Origin of the sequence: Mucilaginibacter ginsenosidivorans (assembly GCF_007971025.1) — a bacterium.
GTDB lineage: Bacteria > Bacteroidota > Bacteroidia > Sphingobacteriales > Sphingobacteriaceae > Mucilaginibacter > Mucilaginibacter ginsenosidivorans.
Map to the genome: position 1 here is coordinate 4,550,965 of NZ_CP042436.1, position 11,979 is coordinate 4,562,943.

Below are 11,979 nucleotides of genomic sequence, written 5' to 3' on the forward strand. Positions count from 1 at the left end.
TCTATCCACCCTATGGCGGATCATTTATGATTTAATAGGTTGATTTTACTTTTTTAATATCCGCAATACGTTTTTCTGCTATTTTGTTCGCTGCCTCGATGGTCGAAATTTTTTCGGCTTTTGAAAGCTTTAAAACATTTCTTGTCGCTTCGTAAATATTTTCGGTTAGCTGCAGGGTTCGTTTTTTGCTGAACCCCATCAATTCCGAATAACAATTGATAACACCGCCCGCGTTTATAACATAGTCAGGTGCGAACAAAATCCCCTTCTCAAGCAGCATGCGGCCCTGCTCATATTCATCTTCCAGCTGGTTATTAGCCGACCCCGCAATGATAGAATATTTAAGTTTGTTAATTGTTTGCGCATTTATAGTTGCGCCTAATGCACACGGCGAATAAATATCGGCTTCGATGTCAAAAATTGTATTATTTGATATCGCCTGGGCTCCATATTTTTTTGCAACCTGTACGGTACGCTCCTCGTTAATATCGCTTACATACACCATCGCGTTCTCATCGCGCAGCAGCCGCACAAGGTTTTCGCCAACATGGCCTATACCCTGCACCATCACCGACCTGCCCGCAATACTATCATTGCCATACAGTTCTTTCACCGCAGCTTTTATGCCCATGAATACCCCAAGCGCAGTAATTGGTGACGGATCGCCGCTACCGCCTATCGATTCGGGCACGCCCATTACATATTGGGTTTCCATGCGGATATATTCCATATCGCGCGGATTGGTACCAACATCCTCAGCGGTAATAAACTCACCGTTCAGGTTTTTGATGAAACGCCCGAATTTACGCAGCAGGGCCTCCGACTTATCTTTGCGGGCATCGCCAATGATAACAGCTTTACCGCCGCCAAGGTTAAGGCCGGCCACAGCCGCTTTATAGGTCATGCTTTTTGATAACCGGAGTACATCGTTAAGGGCATCGGCCTCTGTTTTATAGGCCCACATACGTGTACCGCCTAAAGCCGGGCCCAACGTAGTATCGTGAATAGCGATTATGGCTTTAAGGCCAGAATCAGGATCATTGCAAAAGACAATTTTCTGATGTCCGAAGGCATGCATCTGATCAAACAGTGATTCGCTGGCGTTTTGGGCTGACATTATTAGTAGTAAATGTACCTGTTCAGGGTACCGACAAAAGTATAGGTTTTTTTGATTGCCGCAAACTTAATTTAGCTTCTGGTTAAATTGATTGACACTTTAGTTTTCATTCCCTGCTTCTTTATTTCGATCGATAGAGAATACTATTTGTTAAAATACAAGAAAGACCGGCCTCCTGCTGAAAACCGGTCTCTCATTTTATATCTTTTATTTGTTTATAACGACACTACGACGTTTGAACCCACTGACGCACCATTACCGACAACCTTAGCCAAGGCAGTTGGAACGCCGCTAACAGTAACCCCTGACATAATTACATTATTCGTCACAAGGCCGCTTTGATTGCTATATATGGTTATTACGCACGATTTAAAATTAGTTACCGAACCGCCGGTCATGCTGAAATTGCCCGGGCAGGTATCCAGCATTACAGCCATAGAAGCGACACTGTTTCCGATAAAAACCGAATTTTGAATCTTCACCCCGCTGGTGGCCATCAAATTGATCGCTTTACCACTTTTGGCTGCTGTTAAAGTACAGTTGGTAACGGTCACATTCAGGCAGCCCTTATAGGCCTCTATACAATCAGACCCCGTACCGGAAATAACGTCACTGTTGAGCGTGATATCGCTGGAACCGCCGCTGCCGTCTAAAAGTATACCGATATTGAAGGCACTTGTAATTACATTGCTTTTAGTTGAACATAATTTGCAGTCAGCAAATTCCAGGGCTTCAGCGTCTGACCCGCTAAATTGATTAGCCGATACAGTTATTCCTGATGACCGCACTACGCTGCAACCAATTGAACCCGCTATGAATGTGTTGTTGCTTATCACACTATTTGTCATATAACGAACTTCTATTCCTTCAGCGCTCCAATTTGTTGGTTTTACCGGCATTTTAAATGTATTACCCGTAATGGTCCAGTTGCTGGTAGTAATGCCATTACTTGAACTGCCTCTGATAGCGGCACCCGATTCTGAGATTGTAGCAGCTGGCAACATACTTTGATCAACTAAATTATTACTGAAGACGCCGCCTGAAGTATTTGCGGTTTCAGCGTCAAAATAAAATCCGATGTAACCATTGCTGGTGATGGTGCAATTAGTAACTGAAGGATTGTTATGTGCGCCCACCACCACTATTCCGTATGAAGGAAATGATGATACCGTTACGTTGGATATGGAAACATTATCAGCATATATGGCCATGCCCTGAACCCCATTTGGGTTTCCTAAGGCCGAACTGCTCCATATGCCTGTTACACTGCCGTTTGTTACGGTGGCACCGTTTGTTACAAGAGATATCCCTGTGCCGGATGTGCGGGTCATGTGGATAGTCGACCCGTTTAAATCAAAGTCGTACGTTACCCGCAGGCCTGTTACATTGTATGTTTTGCCAGGCGCCAGTGTTACATCGCCCACATTCAGGTATTTCTGCAACGCCTGGGTATCATCATGAACACCATCGGCATAAATGCCTGTCATCATAGTTGGGGTAGCAGTGGTTGCAGGCGGAGGGGTTGTTGTTGTGGGCGGGGTCGTCGGCGTTGTGCCGGTTGTACCACCCGACGCAGGAGTAGTTGCTTTAACAGTCGCGCTGCCCGAGGTTGCTGATACTGCGCCTGTGGGTGTTGATGTTTTAGTGGTAGCACTGCCGCCAGTTGTTGGGCCAGTTGTTGTCTTAGTTCCGGTCGACGCGCCGTTAGGTACTGAGCTGCCCGCTGCAATTATTGTAGTATCGGTGCTGATTGTGCCTGTAGATGTTGTTTGCTGTACCGGAGTGATCGGATCAAGCCCGTCTTTCTTACAGGAGAAAGATAGTATCAAACAAAAAAGTCCCAAAACCGCTGTAATCTTCCTCATACTTTGAGTAGTTTGAATCAATCAGGTAGAATTGGGTACTTATACCAGCTTTATTACACAAAAGTTGCAAAAAAATAGAGGGTTTTTTCTTAATAATTAATATTTTTCCTATTTAATACGTTGATTATCAATAATATAAAAAAAGTCACCTAAAGTGACATATATTTTTTTAAGTACCTTAAATAAGGCATAAAAACGGGCGTTTCCGAGGAAAATCCGGTCGGTATTTTCGTGGAAACCGGTCCGGGGAAAACTAAATGGCTTACCGGATAACCGGCAGAGTAAATTAAAAAAGGCCGGCACCAATCAGTACCAGCCTTCCAAAAAGCTTATTTTTTGACTATTAAAGTTTCACCGCTACGTTAGCGCCGAGATAGCTGCCGGATTCCAGCACGGTGATCAGGGCCCTGGGCACCGCGGATATTGTGACACCGTTCATGCTGACATTGTTGGTAGTCAGGCCTGATGTTGAATTATAGATGCATATCACAGCCTGCTTAAATCCATTTACAGCACCGCCTGTCATCGCCAGGTTACCGGGGCAGTTATCAAGCATGATAGCTGCATTCGCTACCCCACTTCCACGGAAAATAGTATTCTGGATCTTAACCTGGTTGGTTTTTTGAAGGTTAATGGCTTTAGTGTTTGGGCCTGCTGTTAAAGTAGCACCGTTAACAACAAGGTTATAGGTATTGTAATAAGCATGTATACATTCTTCAACAGTGCCCGATATCTTGTCGCCGGTTAAAGTTATCCCGTTGCAGCCCGAACTTCCGTCGACCAGTATACCAACACCGCCCGAACTTGTAATGGTATTATTTTGCGATGAACTTGATTTCGTGTCGGCAAATTCAAGGCCTTCTTCGGTTGAGCCGCTAAACTGGTTCCACGACGCTGTAATACCCGAGCATCTTACTATACTGCAACCAATTGACCCGTTTGTGAAAGTATTGACACTGATGGTACTATTTGTCATGTACCGCACTTCCATGCCTTCAGCATTCCAATTTGAGGGCCTGTACGGCATTTTTATAACGTTACCGATAATTGACCAGCCGGAAGTTACGATATTTGGATTGTTTGAGCTTCCACGGATCGCAACGCCGGATTCATTGATCGCCGAAGCAGGTATTGCGCTGCGGTCGACCGTATTATGACTAAAAACCCCGCCAGAGGTGTATTTAGTTTCGGCATCAAAATAAAACCCTAAATACCCTGTATTCTTGATAAGGCAATAGGTTACCGACGGCTTGTTAACGGCTGCCACTAATATACCATAGGACGGAAATGATGCAACAGTTACTTTTGAAACCGAGCAATTATCTGCCGCAATGTATAAACCGGCTGCGCCGTTGGCATCTGCCGCCTGCGATGTTGTCCAGCTCCCTTTGATAGTACCATTGGTTATACTGGCGCCATAACCCGTCATGCGGATCGGATAACCATACTTAGCCGTCACGTAAATAGTGGCGCCGTTCATATTTAAGGCATGCGAAACCCGAAGCGAACTGACATTGTAAGTTCTCCCGGCAACAAGGGTAACATTACCTGCATTCAATTGGTTTTGCAGGGTATAAGTGTCATCAGTAGTACTTGCGTTGCTTAGCATCGCGTCGGTTTTAAAAGCCGTTGAATCGGCGGTCGTAACATCGGGGTTACATTGTCTTTCTTGCACGAGGTAAAAGAAAGTCCGAGGATCAGGCCTAATGAGCCCAAAAATGCTGCTGTTTTTTTCATTTTGATTAATCAGGGTAGTTTGCCAGCCTGCTTTTAAAGCGTACCAGGCGGCAAAAGTTTAAAATTTGTTTTTATTGTTTATGCAGATAATAAAAAGATAACGGATCGTGATTTGCGAGAGAACGACCTGTCATCAGTTGTTTGCTGAAGAAAATGATTTCACCCTTTCGGGCTCGTATTCTATTTTATGGAACGACTCTGAATGCAGTAATAGCAACAGAGTCATGGGGTACCTGGTCTGTTTCATAGTTGTTTAATTAATTTAAGGATGTACAAATATACGGCGCTTCAATAGAAATATTACATCTATAGTTAATTTTATTTCTAAATAATTGTTAATTGTTAATTATTAATTATAAATATATAAAATATTCGACAATATCATGAAAAATATATGCCGCATATTGGCTATATGACTGCCAAAGCATGTTTTTAAATATTGTGATATTGTATAAAGTACACTAAAACGAATCGTCAAAAAATTGTTAAAATATTTACTCTTAATGATGTTGGCTACCAATGCCAGTTCCCCCTCTTTAAAAAAGTATACCTTTGTTACTACCGGATGAGAAGTCTTGCATATCTTAATAAGTTTCTTTACAAATACCGCTGGCGGCTTATACCAGGCGTCCTATTTGTTATCATATCCAATATTTTTGGCGTACTGCCCGCCAAGGTGATCGGGATGGCCTTTGATCTTGTTCGCGAAAATATATCAGTTTACCAGCTTTTCTCCGGCTTCGACAGGCAATCTATGATCTACAGTATTTTTGGTTATAGTTTGCTGCTCTTCGGCGTGCTGGTGCTGGTGCTGGCCCTGCTCAGGGGCCTGTTCCTGTTCTTCATGAGGCAAACTATTATCGTAATGTCCCGGCACATCGAGTATGATCTGAAAAACGAGATATACGATCATTACCAGAAGCTTTCGCTTGCATTTTACCGCCGCCATAACACAGGCGACCTGATGAACCGGGCGACCGAGGACGTAAGCCGGGTGCGCATGTACCTGGGTCCGGGCATCATGTATACTGTTAATACGGTTATATTATTTATCATGGCTATCGCCATCATGCTTACGGTCAATGTGCGATTGGCTGTATTTTCCATACTTCCCCTCCCCATCCTTGCAGTGACCATTTATTATGTAAATAACATTATCAACTTCCGCAGCGAAAAAATACAACAGCGGCTGTCGGCCCTATCAAGTTTTGTACAGGAGAATTTTTCGGGCATCAGGGTGATCAAGTCCTATGTGCGCGAAAATTCAGTGCGGGAAAGCTTTGTGCATGAAAGCGAAAATTATAAAACACATTCCATGGCGCTGGTTAAGGTCCAGGCGCTTTTTTACCCTACCATGCTTTTGCTGGTTGGCCTCAGCAACGTTATAGTGATGTACGTGGGTGGTGTGGAGGTGATGAAAGGTAACATCACGCCTGGTAATATTGCTGAATTTATCGTTTACCTTAATATGCTTACCTTCCCGGTAATGGCGCTGGGTTGGGTCACTTCGCTGGTTCAGCGGGCCGCTGCCTCGCAAAAAAGAATAAACGAGTTCCTGCACGAACAACCTGAGATCGAATCGCCAAAGGTTGCCCCGCATGTTGTGAAAGGCCGCATCCATTTCAATAATGTCTCATTTACCTACCCGGATACGGGCATAAAAGCACTAAAAAATGTAACGTTTACCGCCCAGCCGGGCGAGATGATAGCCATAATCGGCCGAACGGGATCGGGGAAATCAACCATTGCCAATCTTATCATGCGGATGTACGATTGTACAGGCGGGCAGATCGATATAGACCACACACAGGTTCAACAATTGAACCTGGACAGCTACCGTTCGCAAATTGGCTTTGTACCGCAGGAGGTTTTCCTTTTTTCGGACACGATCGCGAATAACATCGCTTTCAGCGCTGATAACCTTGATATGCTCAAAATTGAGCAGGCGGCACGGGATGCAGCCGTGTACAACAATATCATGGAGCTTGAAAAGGGTTTTGAAACGTTGATAGGCGAACGCGGGGTTACCTTGTCGGGCGGACAAAAGCAGCGGGTTTCGATAGCGAGGGCTATTATGAAACATCCCCAGATACTGATATTTGATGATTGCCTTTCCGCAGTAGATACGCGCACCGAGGAGGAAATATTACGCAACCTGGGTGGCATTATGCAGGGGAAAACAAGCATTATTATAGCACACCGTATCTCGACCATTAAAAACGCGGATAAAATTTTAGTGATGGATAATGGTGAAATAGCCGAACACGGCACCCACGATGAGCTAATGGAGCGCAGGCAGATTTATTTTGAGTTATACGAAAAACAGCTGCTGGAAGAGGAAGAAAATGCCTGATCGTTAACTAATACTATAAAAATATCGACTATTCTTTGAAAAAAACACAACAATATTGTTTTTAATACTTGTACTTTGAAATTTTATTTATATTTATGCCGGGTAAAAAACAAATTACAATTATTTAACATGGGTGATTTTGACAACAGAGAACGTGAAGAGGTTTTTTCGAAAAAGGTTAGGGCTGGGAAGCGGACTTATTTTTTTGATGTAAAGGCGACACGATCAAACGATTATTATATTACCATAACCGAGAGCAAAAAGCGCCTGGAAGATGGGGTATTTATTAAACACAAGATCTTCCTGTACAAAGAAGACTTTGAAAAATTTGCCGAAGGTTTGAAAGACACGGTGGAATATATCAAAGCCAACCAGGAAGTAGTGGAAAAAAGGTATGAGTTCAGCGAAACTCCCGAAGTTGCCAAAACCGTTGATGAGGACGATTTTTCGTTCGATATTTAAAAACTAACTAAACTGATACTTTATACGAGCCCGCCAAAGCGGGCTTTTTTATTTGGTATGCATCAGCGAACCGAATATCAGCATAGCGATGTTAAAATAGATCATGAGTCCTGTTACATCCACCAATGTAGCCACAAACGGCGCCGACGATGTGGCGGGGTCGAAACCAAGTTTTTTGAGCAGCAAAGGCAGCATGGAGCCTGCCAGCGAACCCCATAGCACCACCCCTATCAATGCAAAACATACAGTAAAAGCCATAAGCAACCAGTGTGTGCCATAAACGTTACTGAATGTTGTCCAGGCAGATACGCGTAAAAATCCGATAATTCCCAATATAACGCCCAGCATAAGGCCCGAAAGTATCTCGCGGCGCATCACCCTCCACCAGTCGGCAAGCTTCACTTCTCCCAACGCCATAGCCTGGATGATTAAGGTTGAAGCCTGCGAGCCGCTGTTCCCACCACTGGAGATGATCAGCGGGATAAAGAATGCCAGCATGGTTACAGCCTCCAGTTCCCCGCCGTATGATTGCATCGCGGTGGTGGTCAGCATTTCGCTCAAGAAAAGAATGATCAGCCAGCCTATGCGTTTTTTTACGAGCCTGAATAAATTGATGTCGAGGTAAGGCTCATCCAACGCTTCGGTACCACCTATCTTTTGAATGTCTTCGGTGTATTCTTCATTGGCTATCCAAAGGATGTCGTCGACCGTTACGATACCTAAAAGGATGTCCGCATCGTCGGTAACCGGTAAAGCTGTCCGGTTATTCATTCTGAACACGTTTATGGCCTCCTCCTGCGGATCGTTCACATTTAACGCGATCAGCCGGCTATCCATAAGCTCGCTCACTTTCGTATCGGGGTCGGCCAACAATATCTCGCGGATACGGATATCGTCTATCAGCACACCGTTACTATCTATTACATAAACTACATCAATGGTTTCAGAATCCTTGCCGTATTTGCGTATATGGGCGAAAACCCGTTCCATATTCCAGGTTTTCTTAACAGTAATGTAGTCGGGCGTCATCAGCCTGCCCACGCTATCTTCGTTATAACCCAGTAAACGTAAGGCTTCTTTGCGGTCATCGGCTGGCAATTGCTGTATCAGTACCTTTACGGTGTCACCATGCATTTCGCTGAACAATGCGGTACGATCATCGGGAGGCAACTCGTAGATCAGTTCGCGCACTTTGGCGGCCGAAACTTTCTTTAATATTCTTTCCTGGGTTGGAAAATCGAGTATGCGAAAAACGTTAACCGCGCGGTTGATAATAAGCAGGTCTATAAATAAAGGGCCATGTTCGGGAAATTCACCTATCAGAACTTCGACGTCTGATATGTTAAGGTTGTTTAAATATTCCCGGAGAGCTTCCTGATCGCTGTGCTCCAGTAATAGTTCTATCTGTTCAACCATTTCTTCCATAAAAAGGCCCTCGTGTTTACATTGGTGAGTACTTAAATTTGCTGCGGATAACGCAGGCAAAAGTCGTTTATTTTTTCAAAAATACAAGCCGGGTTTTTTCTTTTATCTTTGCGCCTTTTAACAGCGAATGGTTGATTGGGTTGACTAAGTTGATTAAGTTAACTCCTGGCCAAATATCAACTTAATCTACCATTCAACTTAATCAACATAATCAACTGTAATGGGACTTCAATGCGGGATAGTAGGATTGCCAAATGTGGGTAAATCGACACTTTTTAATTGCTTATCAAATGCCAAGGCGCAGGCGGCTAATTTTCCGTTCTGTACCATCGAGCCCAACGTTGGGGTAATTACCGTGCCTGATGAGCGCCTCACCAAGCTGGTGGAGATAGTTGAGCCCAAAAATACCGTTCCTAATACTATCGAGATCGTAGATATAGCCGGCCTTGTAAAAGGCGCAAGCAAAGGTGAAGGGTTGGGCAACCAGTTTTTGGCCAACATCAGGGCCACCAACGCTATTATCCACGTGCTGCGTTGTTTTGATAATGATAATGTGATCCACGTGGATGGCTCAGTAAATCCTATCCGCGATAAAGAGATCATCGACACCGAATTGCAGTTAAAAGACCTGGATTCGATCGAAAAGAAGATCAACAAGATAGAGAAAATGGCCAAGACAGGCGGCGATAAGGAGGTTAAGAAAGCTTTTGACGTGCTTACCATTTATAGAAATCACTTGCTAGCCGGCAAATCCGCACGTACTGCCCCGGTGGCCGAAGAAGACAAGGAGTATATACAAGATATCTGGCTGCTGACAGCAAAGCCCGTACTTTACGCGTGTAACGTAGATGAAGGCTCGGTAAATACCGGGAATGCTTATGTAGAAAAAGTAAAAGCTGCTGTAAAAGAAGAAAATGCCGAGGTGCTGATCATTTCGGCACAGATAGAATCTGAGATTGCGCAACTGGAAACCTACGAGGAACGCCAGATGTTTTTGGACGACCTGGGCCTGGCCGAATCTGGTGTGAACAAGCTTATCAAAGCTGCTTACAGGCTGCTTAACCTGGCGACTTATTTTACAGCCGGCGTGCAGGAAGTGCGTGCATGGACTATCACCCAGGGCTTTACCGCTCCGCAGGCTGCCGGCGTTATCCATACCGATTTCGAAAAAGGGTTTATTCGCGCCGAAGTGATCAAGTACGAGGACTTTGTAAAGTATAATGGCTCCGAAGCCGCTATTAAGGAAGCGGGCAAACTGGCCATTGAAGGGAAAACCTATATTGTGCAGGATGGTGATATTATGCACTTCAGGTTTAACGTTTAAAATTTGCTTTATTGTTAATAGTAAGAGGCCCGGGAATATATCCGGGCCTTTTTGTTTGATATGGCCCTTCAACCATTTCAAACAAAAAGTGTAATAAATACATTTATTCTTGGCGAATTGACTTTGCGATTAAAAAAATAATTTAAATTCGCTGTCGCTATATTCACCAGTTTATAAACTTATTATTAAGGTAAATCAAAAGACATGCTGCTGTTAGGTATCGATATTGGCACTTCATCCATCAAAGTTTCGGTGGTCGATCCGGTAACGCAGGTAGCCATAGCTTCAGCCCAATACCCTGACGAGGAAAGCCCAATCCTTGCCCCGCAAGCCGGCTGGGCCGAACAATTGCCGGATATGTGGTGGCTGCAGGTACAACAAGCTATTCAAATTTGCAATAAAAGCGGCAAGTATGATCCTAAGGACATTTCTGCCATTGGTATCGCTTATCAAATGCATGGTCTTGTGCTGGTAAACAAAGATCAGCAGATATTAAGAAACAGCATCATCTGGTGCGACAGCCGCGCTGTGGAAATAGGTAGCAAAGCCTTTGAAGCTATTGGTGAAAAGAAATGCCTTGAACGGCTGCTTAATTCGCCGGGCAACTTTACGGCATCCAAACTGGCCTGGGTAAAGCAAAATGAACCGGATGTGTATGACCAGGTAGATAAGATCATGCTTCCGGGCGATTTTATTGCCATGCGGCTGACCGGAGCAATAACTACATCCGAATCTGCCCTGTCCGAAGGTATATTTTTTGATTTTAAAGAAAGTCAACTGTCGAAAGACGTCATCAAATATTTCGGTTTCGACACTTCTTTTTTCCCTGCCGTTCAGCCTGTTTTTTCTAATCATGGTGAATTATTACCTGCCGTAGCAAAAACATTGGGCCTGAAAGCAGGCATACCTGTGGCCTATAAAGCAGGCGATCAGCCCAACAACGCCTTATCACTCAATGTGCTTAACCCGGGCGAGGTAGCCGCAACCGCCGGGACTTCAGGCGTCATTTATGGCGTAAGTGATAAGCTGGCATACGATCCGCAGTCGCGGGTGAACACATTCGCTCATGTGAACTATACCGATAAACAAAAACGGCTGGGCGTATTGCTTTGTATTAATGGCACGGGAAGGCTATATAGCTGGGTCAAAACACTGTTTGGCCCGTCTGTCAGTTACGCCCAAATGAATGAGAAGGCGGCGCAATCCCCTTCGGGAAGTTACGGGCTGAGAATATTACCTTTTGGCAATGGCGTGGAACGGATGTTGAACAACAAACCTGTTGGCGCTCATTTTCATAATATCGACCTGAACATACATAGTAAAGAGCATATTATGCGGGCGGTGCAGGAGGGTATTGCCTGCGCATTCCGTTACGGGCTGGATATTATGCGTGGGAATGGCATGAACCCATCGGTTATTCGCGCCGGCAAGGCTAACCTTTTCCTGAGCGATCTTTTTGCTGAAATATTTGTTAATGCCACCGGGGTACCCGTGGAGTTGTATAAAAACGATGGCAGCACAGGGGCAGCGCTTGGCGCGGGTATCGGATCGAAAATATTTGCGTCGCCCGCCGAGGCTTTCAGCAAAATGGAAAAGATCAAAGTAATTGAACCGGCATCAAACAACAAGTTTGAACCGGTTTACCAGGACTGGAAAAACCTGCTATCGGAACACCTTAAAATCAATCAATAGTTTA

At 44.5% G+C, this 11,979-nt stretch carries 8 protein-coding genes; 4 read left to right on the top strand and 4 right to left on the bottom strand.

The features are described 5' to 3' along the window. Positions 1-31 precede the first annotated feature (31 nt). The 3 genes from FRZ54_RS20720 to FRZ54_RS20730 all read right to left on the bottom strand — a co-directional run bounded on the left by FRZ54_RS20720 (position 32) and on the right by FRZ54_RS20730 (position 4,657). Entirely contained in the window at positions 32-1,117 is a 1,086-nt protein-coding gene (locus tag FRZ54_RS20720; RefSeq protein WP_147033719.1) for a Glu/Leu/Phe/Val family dehydrogenase, read from the bottom strand. A gap of 215 nt (positions 1,118-1,332) precedes the next feature. Beyond that, complete coding sequence (locus FRZ54_RS20725; protein WP_147033720.1) at positions 1,333-2,982, bottom strand: right-handed parallel beta-helix repeat-containing protein; 1,650 nt, start codon at positions 2,980-2,982, stop codon at positions 1,333-1,335. Positions 2,983-3,325: 343 nt separating this feature from the next. Beyond that, a complete protein-coding gene (locus FRZ54_RS20730) occupies positions 3,326-4,657 on the bottom strand; it encodes a right-handed parallel beta-helix repeat-containing protein (RefSeq protein WP_147033721.1) in 1,332 nt (443 codons plus the stop codon). Positions 4,658-5,284: 627 nt separating this feature from the next. Between FRZ54_RS20730 and FRZ54_RS20735 the strand changes: the two genes are divergently transcribed. Next, positions 5,285-7,072: an ABC transporter ATP-binding protein gene (locus FRZ54_RS20735; RefSeq protein ID WP_147033722.1), complete on the top strand. Its 1,788-nt coding sequence runs from the start codon at positions 5,285-5,287 to the stop codon at positions 7,070-7,072. A 129-nt stretch (positions 7,073-7,201) separates the two neighbouring features. Next, on the top strand, positions 7,202-7,534 hold the full coding sequence (locus FRZ54_RS20740; RefSeq protein ID WP_147033723.1) for a DUF3276 family protein: 333 nt from the start codon (positions 7,202-7,204) through the stop codon (positions 7,532-7,534). 48 nt (positions 7,535-7,582) lie between these two features. On the opposite strand, the gene mgtE is transcribed toward FRZ54_RS20740, so the two are convergent. Then, the gene (mgtE, locus tag FRZ54_RS20745; protein WP_147033724.1) at positions 7,583-8,959 is read right to left on the bottom strand and encodes a magnesium transporter; all 1,377 of its coding nucleotides are present in this window, start codon (positions 8,957-8,959) and stop codon (positions 7,583-7,585) included. Positions 8,960-9,179: 220 nt separating this feature from the next. Between mgtE and ychF the strand changes: the two genes are divergently transcribed. Both ychF and FRZ54_RS20755 read left to right on the top strand, forming a co-directional pair. Further along, positions 9,180-10,283, top strand: coding sequence for a redox-regulated ATPase YchF (gene ychF / locus FRZ54_RS20750; protein WP_147033725.1), 1,104 nt, complete (start codon positions 9,180-9,182; stop codon positions 10,281-10,283). 204 nt (positions 10,284-10,487) lie between these two features. Further along, entirely contained in the window at positions 10,488-11,975 is a 1,488-nt protein-coding gene (locus FRZ54_RS20755; protein ID WP_147033726.1) for a xylulokinase, read from the top strand. Positions 11,976-11,979: the final 4 nt, after the last annotated feature.

Excerpts from the sequence above, each read along its gene's own strand:
- FRZ54_RS20720 (WP_147033719.1), bottom strand. The coding sequence starts at position 1,117 with ATGTCAGCCCAAAACGCCAGCGAATCACTGTTTGATCAGATGCATGCC.
- FRZ54_RS20725 (WP_147033720.1), bottom strand. The coding sequence starts at position 2,982 with ATGAGGAAGATTACAGCGGTTTTGGGACTTTTTTGTTTGATACTATCT.
- FRZ54_RS20735 (WP_147033722.1), top strand. The coding sequence starts at position 5,285 with ATGAGAAGTCTTGCATATCTTAATAAGTTTCTTTACAAATACCGCTGG.
- FRZ54_RS20740 (WP_147033723.1), top strand. The coding sequence starts at position 7,202 with ATGGGTGATTTTGACAACAGAGAACGTGAAGAGGTTTTTTCGAAAAAG.
- mgtE (WP_147033724.1), bottom strand. The coding sequence starts at position 8,959 with ATGGAAGAAATGGTTGAACAGATAGAACTATTACTGGAGCACAGCGAT.
- ychF (WP_147033725.1), top strand. The coding sequence starts at position 9,180 with ATGGGACTTCAATGCGGGATAGTAGGATTGCCAAATGTGGGTAAATCG.
- FRZ54_RS20755 (WP_147033726.1), top strand. The coding sequence starts at position 10,488 with ATGCTGCTGTTAGGTATCGATATTGGCACTTCATCCATCAAAGTTTCG.